The 16672-nt window shown below is 24.6% G+C and carries 17 protein-coding genes and 1 tRNA gene; all 18 read left to right on the top strand.

Translation table 4 applies throughout. The annotated features are described in order from the left end of the window. The first annotated feature begins 86 nt into the window (after positions 1–86). The 18 genes from AAHM88_RS02165 (at position 87) to AAHM88_RS02250 (ending at position 16252) form a co-directional block, all read left to right on the top strand. Positions 87–269 carry a hypothetical protein gene (locus tag AAHM88_RS02165; protein WP_342262943.1) on the top strand — a complete coding sequence of 61 codons (183 nt, stop codon included), beginning with the start codon at positions 87–89 and terminating at the stop codon, positions 267–269. A 312-nt stretch (positions 270–581) separates the two neighbouring features. After that, a tRNA-Leu gene (locus AAHM88_RS02170) sits at positions 582–666 on the top strand. A gap of 104 nt (positions 667–770) precedes the next feature. Continuing rightward, on the top strand, positions 771–1583 hold the full coding sequence (locus AAHM88_RS02175) for a Cof-type HAD-IIB family hydrolase (protein ID WP_342263096.1): 813 nt from the start codon (positions 771–773) through the stop codon (positions 1581–1583). Positions 1584–1638: 55 nt separating this feature from the next. Then, positions 1639–1938 carry a thioredoxin gene (trxA, locus tag AAHM88_RS02180; RefSeq protein ID WP_342263097.1) on the top strand — a complete coding sequence of 100 codons (300 nt, stop codon included), beginning with the start codon at positions 1639–1641 and terminating at the stop codon, positions 1936–1938. 80 nt (positions 1939–2018) lie between these two features. Beyond that, the gene (locus tag AAHM88_RS02185; protein ID WP_215825698.1) at positions 2019–2321 is read left to right on the top strand and encodes an HU family DNA-binding protein; all 303 of its coding nucleotides are present in this window, start codon (positions 2019–2021) and stop codon (positions 2319–2321) included. Positions 2322–2605: 284 nt separating this feature from the next. Continuing rightward, entirely contained in the window at positions 2606–3907 is a 1302-nt protein-coding gene (locus AAHM88_RS02190) for a hypothetical protein (RefSeq protein WP_342263098.1), read from the top strand. A gap of 197 nt (positions 3908–4104) precedes the next feature. Continuing rightward, on the top strand, positions 4105–4653 hold the full coding sequence (locus AAHM88_RS02195) for a hypothetical protein (protein WP_342263099.1): 549 nt from the start codon (positions 4105–4107) through the stop codon (positions 4651–4653). Continuing rightward, the gene (locus AAHM88_RS02200) at positions 4647–7304 is read left to right on the top strand and encodes a hypothetical protein (protein ID WP_342263100.1); all 2658 of its coding nucleotides are present in this window, start codon (positions 4647–4649) and stop codon (positions 7302–7304) included. The genes AAHM88_RS02195 and AAHM88_RS02200 overlap by 7 nt, the downstream gene beginning before the upstream one ends. Next, positions 7294–9468: a hypothetical protein gene (locus AAHM88_RS02205; RefSeq protein ID WP_342263101.1), complete on the top strand. Its 2175-nt coding sequence runs from the start codon at positions 7294–7296 to the stop codon at positions 9466–9468. Before AAHM88_RS02200 ends, AAHM88_RS02205 begins: the two co-directional genes overlap by 11 nt. Before the next feature lie 384 nt (positions 9469–9852). Next, complete coding sequence (infC, locus tag AAHM88_RS02210) at positions 9853–10446, top strand: translation initiation factor IF-3 (RefSeq protein WP_342263102.1); 594 nt, start codon at positions 9853–9855, stop codon at positions 10444–10446. Continuing rightward, positions 10403–10597 carry a 50S ribosomal protein L35 gene (rpmI, locus tag AAHM88_RS02215; protein WP_215825815.1) on the top strand — a complete coding sequence of 65 codons (195 nt, stop codon included), beginning with the start codon at positions 10403–10405 and terminating at the stop codon, positions 10595–10597. The genes infC and rpmI overlap by 44 nt, the downstream gene beginning before the upstream one ends. 15 nt (positions 10598–10612) lie before the next feature. Next, entirely contained in the window at positions 10613–10978 is a 366-nt protein-coding gene (rplT, locus tag AAHM88_RS02220; RefSeq protein ID WP_342263103.1) for a 50S ribosomal protein L20, read from the top strand. A 107-nt stretch (positions 10979–11085) separates the two neighbouring features. Beyond that, complete coding sequence (locus tag AAHM88_RS02225; protein ID WP_342263104.1) at positions 11086–11595, top strand: dUTP diphosphatase; 510 nt, start codon at positions 11086–11088, stop codon at positions 11593–11595. Between the two features lie 13 nt (positions 11596–11608). Further along, the gene (locus tag AAHM88_RS02230) at positions 11609–12544 is read left to right on the top strand and encodes a hypothetical protein (RefSeq protein WP_342263105.1); all 936 of its coding nucleotides are present in this window, start codon (positions 11609–11611) and stop codon (positions 12542–12544) included. Between the two features lie 18 nt (positions 12545–12562). Then, positions 12563–13243, top strand: a complete 681-nt coding sequence (locus tag AAHM88_RS02235) for a SprT family zinc-dependent metalloprotease (RefSeq protein WP_342263106.1) — start codon at positions 12563–12565, stop codon at positions 13241–13243. Positions 13244–13504: 261 nt separating this feature from the next. Next, complete coding sequence (locus tag AAHM88_RS02240) at positions 13505–15259, top strand: hypothetical protein (RefSeq protein WP_342263107.1); 1755 nt, start codon at positions 13505–13507, stop codon at positions 15257–15259. A 30-nt stretch (positions 15260–15289) separates the two neighbouring features. After that, a complete protein-coding gene (locus AAHM88_RS02245; protein ID WP_342263108.1) occupies positions 15290–15514 on the top strand; it encodes a hypothetical protein in 225 nt (74 codons plus the stop codon). A gap of 435 nt (positions 15515–15949) precedes the next feature. Continuing rightward, on the top strand, positions 15950–16252 hold the full coding sequence (locus AAHM88_RS02250) for a replication/maintenance protein RepL (RefSeq protein WP_342263109.1): 303 nt from the start codon (positions 15950–15952) through the stop codon (positions 16250–16252). The last annotated feature ends 420 nt before the right edge of the window (positions 16253–16672 follow it).

The raw sequence follows: 16672 nt of genomic DNA on the forward strand, positions 1-16672 counted from the left end.
TAAAATTTTTTTAAACTATTTTTGATAAAATTAATTTATCCATTTCTGAATTTAAACACTAAACAAGTTTAAGAAAGGAGACAAAAATGACAGTAATGGATAAACTTTGAAATTCTGTTTTAATTGTTTTTGATAAGATATGACAATTAATTAATAAAGCAGTTAATTATTATCTTCAAAGTACTGATTGACTAACAATTTTAATAATTATTTTACCAATATTTTTCACCATTTTAACTTCCCTAATTTACAAACTTTTTAAAAAATAAATAAATTATATTAAATTTACTTGTTTAGTGTTTAAATTCAGAAATGAATTTTTTTATTTATAATTTATCGTTCCTTTCAAAATTAAAAACCGTTTTCATCACAAGAATTACAGATTCCAACTGTATTTTTATTACCGATGACATAGCTTTCGTTGTCGCATTCAATACAAAATATTACTGCCAAAAGAATATACCCCCAAATAATTTATAAAAACCAAATGTGCAAAACATCTGTGGTTTCTACAAAATATAGTTGTTAGTCTATTGATAATTGTGGTGATTTTGTATTATAATGTTAAAGTAATTTGTAATGCGGGTTTGGCGGAATTGGCAGACGCACCAGACTTAGGATCTGGCGTTTTACGACGTGGGGGTTCAAGTCCCTTAACCCGCACCATTTACTATAAAATGTGCACTTAATAGTGCATTATTTTTTTAATTAATTAGTATTATTTTAATAATTAATAAATAGATATTTAAAAAATGAAAAAGGTGGGTTTAATGAAAATAAAAATAATTTTTATTGATATTGATGGGACTTTGTTTAATGATAATCATTGTCTAACTGAATTTAATAAGGAAATGTGTATTACAGCTCAAAAGCAGGGTGTTATTGTTGTTATTAATACAGGAAGAATTACTGCTAATGCTATTAGTATTGCTAAACAAATTAATGCTCATAAATTTAAAAGTTTTGTTGTTGCTAATAATGGTGTTCATATTTATTCATTTAAAGATAAAAAATTAATTTTTAATGGAAATATTAATAATGATGTTGCTAAAGCGGTTTATCGTTGAGTTGATAATAAAGGTTTTAAATGTCAATTGTATACTGAAGATGGTTCTTTTGTTAATCGCCTTGGAGAAAATTCTAGTTATTGAGCTGATGTTATGCAAGCAAAATATACAGTATTGAATGATATTGATGATTTAAATAGTGATATCGCTCGGATTGTTATTATTGCTAAAACTATTACTAGTCAAGTTGCTTCTCAGGAATTAATTAATGAATTTAATGAAAAATTTTCGCATTTAGATATTAAAGAATATCATCCAGGAATATATGAAATAACATTGCCAAAAATGAGTAAAGGTTATGGTGTTACATATATTTGTGATTTATTAGGAATTAGTGCTAGTGAAGCAATGGCGTTTGGTGATTCATATAATGATCAATGATTAATGCAAGCAGTGGGTCATCCAGTGGCAATGGATAATTCAGTTGAGATTATTAAAGAATTATCTAATTATATTTGTCAAAGTAATAATGAAAATGGTGTTGGTAATATGATCCGTAAACACATTTTGAAGTAAAAATATTATTATTTTAATTATGTTAAAATAATAAAGAATGAAAGGAGAATTTAAAATGGTTATTAAAACAGATGTAAGTAAGTTTGATGAAGCTATTAAAACTGGTAAAGTTATTATTGATTTTTATGCGGATTGATGTGGACCTTGTAAAATGTTAGCACCAATTTTTGAACAATTATCTGATGAAATGAAAGAAGTTTCTTTTGTTAAAGTTGATATTGATGAATCACAAGAATTGGCACAAAGATTTAATATCAGTTCAATTCCGACATTATTAATTTTTGATGATGGTCAATTAAAAAGAACTTTAAATGGTTATAAGTCCAAAGAAGAATTAAAAACGGCTTTAAGTTAAAATTAGTAATTTTTTTCTTGCCAAATTTAATTTTTTATATTATTCTTAAACTATAATTTCATAAGAAGGGAAGTTTAAAAATGAAAAAACCATCAATTAAAGACAAAGTAGCTGATTTTATCGTCGAAGAGTATAAAAAATATGGGATTACAAAAAGTAAAGCTAACGATATTTTTGATAGTATTATTAATATTTTAACCGAAGAAATTCAGAGTGCTGAGAGAACACCTATTTCAGGTTTTGGTATTTTTAAAACTAAAGAAAGAAAAGCTCGGGAAGGAAGAAATCCGCAAACAGGAGAAAAAATCGCTATTCCTGCGAGAACTGTTGTCAGTTTTAGTCCTTCAACAACTTTAAAAGAAAAAGTTAATACAAATAGTTAATAATTATTAAAAAATTATTAAAAATATTTGAAAAATTACAGTAATTACTGTAATTTTTTTTATTTAACTTTATCGTTTAGTAAATAATAAAAAATTAAAATATTTTACTATTGTTATTGTAATTGTGCTAGAAAATAGTAATATTAGTTTATTAAGAATGTGCTTAGTTATTTATTTAATAGGATAAGCAATTATACAAATTAATATTAATGTCATTAATAATCATTAAATAAATGATAAGTAATCCTTATTTTCACTATATTTATAAAAGGAGGAATAAATTAATGAATAAATTACTTAAAAAATTATGTACTTTAACATTGATCATATCACCAGTTTTACCTATTATTTGTTGTTCTAGTAGTAGTGAATCGTTAGATGAGCAAAATGATTATACATATAGTTTAGAAGAAATTAAGAATCATTTAGAAGCAGGTATTGATGCTAGTAATTTAAGCGTTCGCGATGCTTATGTTAAAGGCTTAGACTATCTTTCTAGTTATATTAAAAAACAACAATCATTAGTTAGGGTTAGTTTAGCAGATCGCTCCCAACGAGAAGAAAAGCTTGTTTTTACTGACGACAGTGTTATTGTTAAAATTGAAGTTATGTTGGGAACCCAAAATATTTTAATTAATGCTAAATTATTAAATGTAAATTCAGAATTACAAATGCGATTAAATGAATTATTTAATGATTTAGAAGGACAAACGATTGATGGTTCAAGTTTAAATAGTTATCAAAGATATAAAGATGCATTTGAATTAATTAAGAAAAATTCTCATATCGCAAATGATAAATATAAGTTTATTATTAGTTTATCGCCAGATAGTGAAAATATTAAGATGTCAGATGCTAATAATGTAATTCCCATTACTTTTAAAATTGCTGAAGAAGAAGCAACAAAAATTGTTAATATTACTGTTTCTAATGTTGAATTATCAGCATTGGATGCAGCCCTTAAATATATTAAAATTTTAGATATTAATAAGGAACTTACTACTCAACATAAAAAGGAACGAATAATAGCATATATTAATAAAAAATTAGAAAACTTGGCAAATGATGTAAAGGTGACAGAAATTATTGATGTTAATAAAAAAATCGTTGTTGATGAAGAAGGTAATGCAAAGGAAAAAGAAGAACCACTATCTGGTGTTAAAGATAACATTTTGACAATTATGTTACAAGATGGTAATAATCAAACTCAAACTGGTAAGATTACACTACGAAATTTTCAAACTTTTAATCCGAAAATGGGATGAGAACAAATAATAGATATTGTTGAAAAAAATGATATTGTCTTTACCTTAAAAGTAACGCATCTGGATAAGTTTGAAAGTAAAGAAGAAAAAAATCTTGCTGATTTTAAAAACTTAGTGAATAATGCGATGGAAAATCAAATAATGAAAGATAATTATGATTATGCAATTCATTGAGAATTAGTAGCGGTGACAACAAGTGTATTTAATACGGAAACTCCTACTAAGTCAGGAGAAATAAGAAAAATAAATGTTAGATGAAAACTAGAAGGTAGTCGTATAATAAGTAACGAAAAAGAGATTAAATATATCGTTATTCCTTAGAACCTAAAATAAATGCTATTTAAGCATTTATTTTTCTTGTAATCAATGTTAGTAATGGTAAAATATTGGTATATTAATGTCTTATTAAAATGAATATTAGCAATATAGAAAATAAATTTATTAAATTAGTAGTTTGCTATTAAATTAATTATTATTTTTTAATAAGGCGTAAATTAACATAGAAGGGATAATGGACTATGAATAAAAATTTGCTTTTGCAATTAAGTATTATTTCTCTATTGGGAAGTAATTTATTAGCACCGCTTAGCGATCAGTATATTAATAGTTTAAAAGAACAAAATAATGATCAAACTATTCCTGAGGGAGTATTATTTATTCCTGATATTGATGGGTCTTCATTACAAGAAAATGAATGAACTTATGTTCATGGTTTAAAACTTTTTAATAATTTTATCGGTTCAATTGAAGCATCAGCTAAAGTTGTTTTACAAAATGAAAACTTGTTAAGTAAAAGTCTTACAAAGGGAACTAATATCTTTTTTGTTAAAATAATAGTTGGTAATGAAGTTCGTTTAGCTGTGGGGCGATTAATTAATGTTCGTCTTTCCATTGAAGAACGCATTAGTGAACTTATTAAACATTTAGAGAAAACTATTGATGGTAGCAAGTTATCTAAGGATATTAGTTATGAACAAGTAATTAATTTTGCTAATTTATTAGCAAATAAGCAAGATAATAAAATTAAAATTTCATTAAATAATTCTCAAGATGCAAAAAAATGCTAAATTTGGGAACTAATTTTCTTAAAGTTGATGTAAAAATTAATAATGTTATTAAACAAAAAATATTATCTTTAAAAAATGTTAAAGACAATAATGATTTATTTTTTCAAGAAATTTTAACAGCGTTTGTTAAACCAAAGCTTGTTATTGATGGTAAAACATTATTTGTTAATGATACATATCGTGATGCTTTACAGTTAATTAAAAATCATATTGAAAAAGCATTGCCAATTGCAAAAATAAGTTTAGAAGATGTTAATCAAAGTTTTCAGCAAATAAAAGCAAATCGTGTTCAAGTTAGGGTAGTAATTCGGATTGCAAATATTTCGCAGGTCGCAATATTTAATATTAAAAATATTGTTGTTCGTAGTCAACACAGTGCTTGAGATAATTTTGTTGCATTAAATGCAAAAAATTATTCAAGTGATAATTACTTTCTTTCACAGTTATTTAAACAAGAAGAAAATCAAGATTTAATAAATGTTAATACAGTAAAAGAAGAATTGGATGGGTCACTAATTTATGGTGAAGGTTTAACTAGTGCCAATACAATTGCAGATGCTTTTAATCAATGAGTGGATGAGTTTGATGCCTTATATGATGAGGTAAAATTTTCATTAGATCCTAGTGTTGATGGTACAGAAAAATTACAAGAAGATGAAAATACTTTTGTTATTAAAATTTCATCTGGTAAAGAATGGGCAACTATTGTTGGTGGTGTTACTGGTGTTGAATTATTAGATGAAGATCGGTTAAATAATTTTGAAAAACATTTAGAAAATCCGATTGATGGCAGTGCCTTAAATACGGGACAAACACATAGTGATGCCTTAGATTTTCTTATTGATAAATTATCAAACTTTGATAATTTTGTTGAAATAACATTAACTAATTTATCAGTTGATGGTAGTAAAAAATTAACTGTGAATTCTAAAATTAATATAACTATTAAGTCAAATGATGTTAAACGCAGTAAAGAAGTGATAATTAATAATATTAAATTATCACATCACGACCGTTTAAGTATTGTTAGTACGCAGTTAAAAGAAACAATTATTGATGGTGCTTCATTAAATTCAAATCAAACTTATAATGATGCTTTACAATTAATAGCTAATAAAGTTAAAACTTTGGATATTGGTGCTACTGTAACATTAGTAAAAGAATCTTTAAATACGAAATTAGTTGGTAATGAAAATTTAATTAAGGTTATTGTTACGATTGGTGATCAATATGAAACTATTGAAGTTAAAGTTAATAATGTTACTTTATCAGATGAAGATCGGATTCAAAAAATTATTAAAGAAGTTCTTAATAATCCAATTGATGGGTCATCATTAAATACTGATAATAATATGGCAAAAGCATTAACATTAGTAGCAACAAAAATAAAAGCAATTGATAAAGATATTAAAGTTTCATTAGCAAAACCAGAAAATGGTACTACAAAATTAATAGAAAATAATAATTTATTTAATGTTATTCTTCAACTAAATAAAATTAAAGAAACAATAGGGATTAGTATTAATGATGTTAAATTATCAGCGAGTGATCGTTTAAAAGCATTAAAAATTGAATTACAAAATAAAGTTATTGATGGTAATATTTTAACTACTGACAATACGGTTCACGATGCTTTTGATAAGTTAATTAAACCAGAAATTGAAAGAATTGTTAAACAAGCAACGATTACTTTAGTGGATAATGGTAAAGTTAAACTTAATAGTAATGAAAATCTTATTAAAGTTAAAGTTGAATTAGAAGGTAAAACAGAAGAAATTTCTTTTAAAGTAGTTGCTGTTAATTTATCTAATAAGGATCGTGTTGAAAATTTAGTTACTAAGATTAAAGATAAGAAATTTGATGGTTCTTCATTTGATACTACCAAAACTAATAAAGATTTATTAGAATTTATTAAATTAGAAATTGCTTTACTTGATGATAAAATATCAGTTGTTCTTAAAGATCCAAATATTATTGCCAATAAAATAGTTAGTCCTGAAAATAGATTGGTTTTATTAGTAAAATTAGGAGAAGTAACTAGAGAAGTTGCTATTAAAGTAGATAATGTTAAATTGTCATCCGCTGATCGCTTAGAAAATATTTTTAATAAATTTAATAATAAAGAAATTGATGGGTCATCATTAACTAGTGATAATACATTTACTGAAACTTTACCCCTTATTAGTGATGAAATAAAAGCAGAAGATAAAGATATTACTATTAAATTAGTAGAAAATGGTGCTTTAGATATTAATGAGAATATTATTAAATATATTCTTCAAATTGGTAATGAAACAAAAGAAATTAGTTTTAAAATTATTAATGTTAAGTTATCAAATGAAGAAGTTATTAACAATTTAGAGCAATGACTTTTAGAAAAGGAATTTGATGGTATTGGATTAACAACATCAAATCATATTAGTGATGCATTGCCAAAAATTATTACTGAAATTCAGAAGCAATATCCAGTTGCAACAATTTCATTGGATGATATTGAAGATGCTAAGGAAAAACTAACTGATGATTATAGTATTATTCGGATTAAAGTTAATGTTGGTGATTTAACAGTTGATATTCCAGTTAAAATTATTAATATTGAATTATCTGATGTTGATCGTTTAGAAAAAATAAAACTTATTTATGGAAGATAAGAAAATTGATGGGTCATCATTAACTACTGATAATAAAGTTAAGGATACTTTAAGTTTAATTAAACAAGAAATTGAGAAATATGATCAAAATGTTACTATAACTATTAGTGATAATAATATTTTAGATAATAATTTAGTTGTTGATGAAAATAAAATTGTTGTAACCATTAAGTCAGGTAAAAAAGTTCAAAAAATTATTGTAGCTGTTACTGGTGTTGTTATATCTGATGCTGATAAAGTAAAAGAATTTATTAGTAAGATAACTACTAATACGATTGATGGGTCATCATTGACTACTGCGGATACTGTTAAAAATGCTTTAGATTTAATTAAGGAAAAATATCCTGATAGTGGTGTAATATTTTTATTACCAGATAATATTAACCCTAATAGTAAGTTAAAAGAAACTAATGATATTCGTGTTGTTATTAAATCGGGTGATAAGAGTGCAGAAACTAATTTTATTGTTAAAAATGTTAAATTAACTGATAGTGATCGCTTAGATAAAATTATTAATGGATTTGATAATAAAGAAATTGATGGTTCGAAATTAACAACTAATGATGCCATTGAAAAAATTGCTAATCAAATAAAAGATCAAATTAGTCAATTTGATAAAAATGCCCAAGTAGAATTTATAGGTGATCCGATTTCAAAATTAAAACCTGATGATAATTCTTTAACATTTAAGATAAAAATTAATAATGAAGAAAAAGAAGTGACAGTTAAAGTAACTGGCGTTATTAAATCTACGGAAGATAAAATTAATGAAATTATTAATGCTTTTAAAGATAAAAAAATTGATGGGTCATCATTAACTACTGCTAATAAAGTTAATGATAGTTTAAGTTTAATATTAGCAAAAATTAGAGAAAATAATCCTAAAGCGATTGCTAAAATTACTAATATTAATGTTGCTACTAGTAAATTAAAAGAAAATGAGAATTCATTTAAGATTACTATTATTTTGGATGGTATTGAAAAAGAGATTGAAGTAACAGTTGAAAAAGTAAAATTATCACCAGTTGATTTGATTGATAAAGCAATTGATAAATTTAAAGAAGAAAAAATTGATGGTTCTGGTTTTACGACTGATCAAACTTATGAAGAAGCATTAAAAATTGTTCAGGAACAATTAGATAAGATTGCCCCGGGAACAACTGTTGAATTATTAGATAAAAATGAAAAAGATAAGAAATTAACTAAAGATGATAATGAAATTAAAGTGCTTATTAAAACTGATAATGATGCGAAACCAACAGTAATTACAATTACAAAAATTACTGTTAGTGATAAAGATATTATTAAAAAAATTAAAGAACAAATTGAAAAAGATAAAGATATGTTAATTATTGATGCAACTACTAATGAAACGATTGGTGATGTTATTAATAGATTAAAACAAATTGCTAATGAAACTGATAAGAATGTAAAAATTGTTACTGATATGGACTTAAATCAAAAATTAGATGCTAAAGATAATAAGATTTCCTTTAAAATTGTTTCTGGTAAGGAGTCAAAAGGAGTTATTATTGATTTGGGTGGTGTTAAAATATCTAATGAGGATATTTTAAAACAAGTTCAAGATAAATTAAAGCAAATGGATGGTTCATCATTAACTAGTGGTGATAGTAAGGAAAAAACTATTGTGTTAGTTAAGAAATTATTAAAAGATTTAATTAAAGAATATGGTATTGGGATTAAATTATTATATCCAAAAACTGATGCCAATAAAAAATTAACTGTTAATAAAGATACTGTTGATTACGAAGTTACTATTAATGGTGAAAAATATCAAGTTAGAGGACAATTAATTAATATTAAAGTTGACCCTAATATTAAGCGTTTAAATGATTTAGCAAAAGAAATTAATAATATGGAAGTAGATTTAGGACTGCTATGTATAAGACCTAAAGATGTATTAGTTAAACAAATAATTAAGCAATTAGAAGAAAGAGGATTTACTAACTTAAATGATGTTACGATTGAATCACTAGATGTTCCTAATGTCTTGAAAAAAACTTTAGATTTAGTAGGTGGGTTTTTAGGTACTAAAAAATACGCTAAGGTTCGTGTTAAAGTTACAATTGGCGGTTATGAAAAAATTGTTGTTGTAAAATATGCTGTTGTTGTTGTTGATCCTACCTTATGTATTCTTGGTTAAAGTGCAAAATGGCAAACTAGGAGTTGAAAAATATTAGCTAAGAATTTTAATAACAGTTACTTAATTTAATTGGTACCGTTATTATTTATGTTATAATAACTTTTGTAAGTAGAAAATTTAAAACGGTTTCCACAATAGTTTTTGATTTTCTACTTTCTTTTTATTTTTTATAAGTTTAATATTTTTTTGCATTTTTATTTATTTATGTTATTATTTATAGGAACATAAATAAAAGAAAGTAGTGTTACACTCACCTGATAGCAACATATTATCGTTATGGGTAAACAGCTAATAATAATTTTAGATTTTAAATCTAAATATTTTAATGGTGAGTGTGTATTAGTACACACTTTTTCTATGTTGTTATAGGAGGTTTTCTATTTTATGAAACATAAGCCAAATACTGATTTTATTAACCAAAATATTCCTTTTCGTGAAGTTTTAGTTATTGATCAAGATGGCAATCAATTAGGTGTGATGTCACGAAATGATGCTTTAAGGACTGCTAAAGAGCAAGGACTAGATTTGTTTGTTGTTGCACCTAATGCTAATCCGCCAGTGTCGAAAATTTTAGATTATGGCAGATATAAGTATGAAGAGCAAAAAAAAGATAAAGATAATAAAAAAAAGCAACGAATTATTCAAAACAAAGAAATGCGTTTAACACCTAATATTGGTGAGCATGATTTGCAATTCAAAGCTAAGAAGGTAATAGAATTTTTAAAAAATGGTGATCGGGTTAAAATATCTTTAAAGTTTCGAGGTAGGGAATCACATCGTAAAGAGTTTGGTTATGAAACATTAATGCGGTTTTATGATTTAGTAAAAGAGTATTGTGAAATTGAAAAAACACCAAAGTTAACTGGTCAGTTTTATGATATGTATTTAATTGCTAGAAAAGATAAAGATTTAAATAAAGAAAAGGAGCAAGAAAATGCCAAAAATGAAAACAAAAAAAGCATTACAGAAACGAATTAAAATTACTGGAACTGGTAAATGAAAGCGAAAGCATGCTTTTACTTCTCATTTAGCGCAAAATAAGTCAACTAAACAAAAACGACATTTAAGCAAAGAAGGAACAGTAGATAAAACTGATTACCGAAGATTAAAAAATTTACTACTTAGTTAGAAAGGAAATATAATAATGGCAAGAGTTAAAGGAGGCGTTACTACTAAGAAACGCCGTAAAAAGGTTTTAAAACAAGCTAAAGGTTATTTTGGTTCAAAACATACATTATTTAGAACTGCTAAAGAACAAGTAATGAAGTCTTTAGCATATGCTTATCGTGATCGTAAAAAGCGTAAATGCGAGTTTCGAAGTTTATGAATTACACGAATTAATGGTGCTGCTAGAGAATGTGATATGTCTTATTCACAATTTATTAATGGTTTACATAAAGCGAATGTTGATATTAATCGAAAAATGTTATCGGAAATGGCAATTCATCAACCAGCTGAATTTAAAAAATTAGTTGATTTATCTAAATCAGCATTAGAAAAAAAAGATTAATTTTATCTAGTAATAATTTATAAGTTATTACTAGGTTTTTTTATTTTTTTATTTGCAACTTGAAAAAATATAATTATAATAAATAAAACAATATAAGTTAGGGATGTGTGAAACATATTTTAGATTTACAATTATGAAAACAAATTATTAGTTTGCAAAAAAAGTTAGATGCAAGAATTTTAGAAGAAAAAAAATTATTAGTTGAAAAAACAATTGATAAACGATTTTTAGCTTTATTAGTAGAATTATCGGAATTTAGTAATGAATTACGATGCTTTAAATATTGATCAAATCGTATGACATATAAGTCAAAAGAATTAGTTTTAGATGAATTTATTGATTGTCTGCATTTTCTTATTAGTATTGGATTAAGTTTTAATATTGATTTAGAAGCATATTCTTATGAATTAAAGCAAGAACAAGATTTAACATTGTTAATATTAGAAACTTTTAATCATACGATTGCTTTTTGAAAAAATATTACTAATGATTATGCTAACATTTTAAATCATTTTTTTACAATTGCTAATGTTTTGCAGTTTAGTTTTCAAGATATTTTTCAAGCCTATTTAAATAAAAATGAGATTAATCATCAACGAATAAGTAATAACTATTAAGGGAGAAGTAAAGATGTTTTTATCATTATATGATTTTTTTAATCCAGCAGGAAGTTTTGGTGAAGTTATTACTAAAATTGGTGTTACTTGACAATATTGATTGCCAGTTATTTTATCATTAATTGCTTTGGGTTGTTTGTTTATTTTTAAAACAGGATATGTTAAGTTAGCACAAAATAAATTATTTTTAAGAATTCTTGGTATTTTTCAAATTTTCTTATATTTTCTTTATTATTTTTTACATTTTTTATATTTATATTATTTTAAAGAATCAGGAAAAAATTTACGAGGTTGACCTTGAATTTTCCCGTTTCATTTAAGTTCAATAACACAAATTATTAGTGGCATTTTATTAATTAAGGCTAATGATAAATTATTTAGTATTACTGCACCTTGAGTAGTAATTATGGTTTTTGCAAGTTTACTAATTCCGGCTGATAAATCGTATGGACCGCAACATTTTTCTTACTGGTTATATTATGTTTTACATGTTATTATCATTTTTACTTATTGATTTTTATATATGTATGGTATTGTGCAATATCATCGTGATTATTTATTATGAAGTTTTATTAGTTTAATTATATTTAGTTTAATGGCTTTAAGTTTTAATGCGTTTTCATTAGTTATTGCGAAAAATGAAAATGAAATAACTAATTTATTATTTATTGGTCGTGATGGTTATCCATTATGAGGTAGTGGTAATAATCTTGTTACTACTGCTAATATTTTTGATCGGACTGGTCGTTTGTGACCATTAGGTTATATTTTTATATTTACTTTTGGAATATTTTTTACATCTTTAGGTTATTTAATTTTAACGAAGGTGCAACCTTATTTTTCTAAAAAAGGAAATAAATTTGTTCCTTTAAAAAGAGTAAAACAACCGTGGGATTTTAAAGCTTTGGGAATAATGTTTTTAAACATTAAAACAATATTTAAAAAGTAGTATGAGGATGGTTATTAGATGCTTAAAAAGCAATTAGTTTATGAAAATGTAGCGTTGGATTATTATTTGCAACAAGGTAAAAGATTATCAGTAAGATATTATTCATCGGATATTATTGTCAATGCCCCCTTAGGAATGAAAGAACAATATATTGAGGATTTTCTTATTAGTAATTGAAAAAAATTACAGAAAATTATTAATAAATCCTCAAAGATTTTAATTAATTTGCGTCAAAAACCATATTTTGTTTATTTCTTAGATAAGAAATATGAGGTGCAAATTAATTATTTTGCTAATAACAATAAAGTTATTTTTGTCGCAACAACTGTTGTTGTTAATTTAAAAGGCAATGATGAAAAGCAACTTGTGAAAAATTTTAATAAATTTCTTAGTAAGCAAGCTGAATTATATTTGAGTTCCCGAGTTGCATTACTTGCTAAAACAATGAATTTAAGCTATCAACAACTTAAGTTTAGAGTGATGCGTAGTAAATGAGGTGTTTGTCATTTTAACAAGCAGAAAATTGTTCTAAATTCCAAAATTATGCATTTTAATTTTGAGGTTATTGACTATGTTATTATTCACGAGTTAGTACATTTATGAGAACCTAATCATAGTCAAGCATTTTGAAAATTAGTGGTGCAATTTTGCCCTAATTTTAAAGTTTGTCAGCAGATTTTAAAACAAGTTTTTTTGTAAAATTGTTCTGATTGTAAAATTAACAAAAGTAATTTGATGTTAGTGCTTAAAACAATTTAAATTTTATTAATAAATATTGAATATATATTTTTTAAATATGATAAAATATTTTTGAAGTTAGCAACATCGGTATTTAATTTAAAATTAATAATTTATATATTACATAAGAAGTGAATCATTTTTGATATTTTTTGTTTTAAAAAGGAGGAATTAGTTATAAAAAATAATTAATAAAAATTCTCATAAAAGGTTTTGATATATATGAAAATTCGTTTGACATTATTAAGTAGTTTATTACTTAGTAGTCAGGGAGTAGCAGTTATTATTAATCAAGTTAAGCAACAAGAATTTTGTAATGAAACTAAAATGGTATCAAAAACAGCTGCCGATATTAAAAAAGAATTAACTTCTTTTTTTGCTAAAACTTATGACTGGGGTTTTAGTACTTATAATATTTATGGTGATATTTTAGTAAAACTTAAAAAAGAATTAAAAACTATTAGTGAAAATTTTATTGTTCAATTTGCGATTGCTAAAAATACTGATCGGATTGCTATTAAAACGCTTAATAATAGTGTTTTTAGTTTAAAACTAGTTATTAGTGATAATTCTTTTGGTAATAATGATATTTATCAATATGATTTAAAATTACAAAATATTGCTAATATGTCGTGAATTAAACCTGATCTTTTTAATTTTTTTCATCAGAAATTTGATTATGATTTAGATAATACTAATACTTATCAACTTGTTTTATTAAAAATTGAACAAGAATTAACGAAAATGCTTGCTAATAAATATAAAATGCAAATATCATTGCCAGAATTTACTGGTGAAAATAAATATTTAGAAGTCGGTGTCAATATTATTGATTTTCATTTTATTATTAGTGATATATCTTTTTATATGCCGATAACAATAGTTAATGTTAAAGATAATCGTTTAGCTAAGTTAGTTCAAATTGTTCAGTTTTTTAATGAACAATTTGATTTTAATATTTATCAGTTCACTGATGTTCAGACAGTATTTGCTTTAATTAAAGATAAAATTAAAAATGTTTATGAAAATATTGATATGGCATTAATTAATAATGAGCAAGAATTTAAAAGTGGTAGTGATATTTTAGAAATAAGAGTTAATTATTTTGGTCAAGTTTTAAATACTAAGGTGTTATTAAAAAATATTAAAAGTTATGAAGATGCAAAAAAAGAAGTTAATGCTTTTTTTTATAAAACTTATGATTGAGGTTTTAATTCGAAAACTAATTATCAAACTGTTACTAAGACATTACAAGAAAAGATGAATTTAGTATTTAGTAATGAATTAGCAAAACATATCGCTTTTGAGTTTGTGAATATTAAAGATAATTTGGAAATATTGGCTCATAATTTAAATGCCTCTGGTAATATTTTAATTGCTCTTAATGTTACGATTGGCAATTTTTATAAATTTTCGCAAATTCTTGATTTAGAAAATGTTGGTTGATTGGATCTTGAACTTAATAAAATTTCTGTTGATGTTAATATTGATATTAGCGGTAATCAAATTGCTGATACCCGAAATGGTGGCGATTATACTGAATATTTTAGTAAAAAATATGATATATTTGATGAAATTTATAAAAAACTTCATCAAAAATATGACAGCAATGAATCACTTTTTAATTATTTTATTAATATTCAATTGGTATCAGGAAATTATTCTGTTGAAAGTAAGCAATATAAAATTGGTAAATATTTACAATTGCAAGGTTCAATTAAAGATGATGTTATTTCTAAAATAAATAAAAATTTAAAATTAGGAAAAAGAGGTGAATTATATTTAGTAATAACTGATGAGTCAAAATCAACTTATCGTAATTGAGATTTTATTTTTCAATATTTTTATGCTCAATATGACTATATTGAACTAGCTAGTGGTAGTGATTGAATAAGCAAAGTTAATAATTGATATGGATTATCATTGGATTTTGCAAAATTAAATTTAAAATTTGATTTATATGAACCAGTTAGATAATTTTCATAGTTAATAAAGGAGTTTAAAAATATGAAAGGATGTTTATTAGCTATTGTTCAATTGTTAACAATTGTAAATTATAGTAATAATTTAATTTTTTTTGAAAATAATATTGTTGAACAATTTAATCGTGATGTTAATAATTTTAAGATTTCTAGTTTATTAGTAACAAAAACCGAAAAATTTAAAATGTTGCGAACCTTAGGTTCATATGGTCTTAGTGAAGAAGAAAAAGAATTTTTAAATCATTATTAAGACCGCATAAAGAAATCGTTTGGTGAGAATTTTAAAAAAACTACTAAGAAAAAGACTGAAATAAAATCAGGTTAAGACCGCATAAAGAAATCGTTTGGTGAGAATTTTAAAAAAACTACTAAGAAAAAGACTGAAATAAAATCAGTCTTTTTTAATTAGGTTAAAATTGTCGTTAATCTTGCTTAGTTTAACAAAATAACAGCAAAACCAACTAAATAAAACTCTCCTACTTGGAATGTCGTTAAACCAAGCAAGCGAGGATAAACAAGATAGGGGTGGCCGTACCGCTACGACACAATGGAGGCAATTCTTTTGGGCAATATAAAAGAGTTATCGTGGTTTGGGGATAAATCTTTAACTTGCAATAGTTAAAGGGTGAGTGTTCCACAATAAAAAAATTTTAGAAATCTTACTATTTATAAGGAGGTTCTGCGAGTGTTTTTAAAAGAACTCTGTTGAAAACAATTAAAAATTAAAGTAAAAAATAAATCAACACTAATTAACAAATGTCAGTGTTATATCAATGAGTACTTTACAAAATTAACTAAAAACAGAAAAGGTGGTTGGTATTGTAAAAAGTATGCTCGGCATTGTTTAGCAAGGTTAGAATTTATCAATAAACAAAAAATAAATGCTAAACTTTGATTTTTAAATTTGCAATGCCAAAATAATCATCAAATTATTAAAAAATTAATTTTTGAACAAAATAAATGGAAAATTATTAATATCAAAAATTAGGAAAAATAGGTATATATAGGTAAGAAATTTCACAAAGTGGTCAAGCTGGAACACTAAAAAATAAACGGAGTGGGAAGGAAATCTGATAAGGTTAATCAATTAATTAAATTAGTACTACATGGGGCAGAAGAAGTAGTCGCGAGTGATTAACTAAACCAATGTCTAAGGGAAACTATGTCTAAAGAATAACAAGCAACAAAGTAATTTAACAAATAACTAATAATAAACAAAAAGAAAAAAATATAAGAAGATTGATTAATCTCTCTCTTTCTATCAATAAAAAATAAACGAAGAAGGGAAAATAGGACGCATAAAGTTTTGTTAGGTAGGAAAAGGTTTAAATAATTTTGAAAGAAAAGTAACTAAAAATTGATTACCTTTTTATTTGAAAAATAAGTAATAAAACAAAATATTTAATAT

This window comes from Spiroplasma endosymbiont of Dromius quadrimaculatus, from assembly GCF_964031155.1.
GTDB lineage: Bacteria > Bacillota_I > Bacilli_A > Mycoplasmatales > Nriv7 > Nriv7.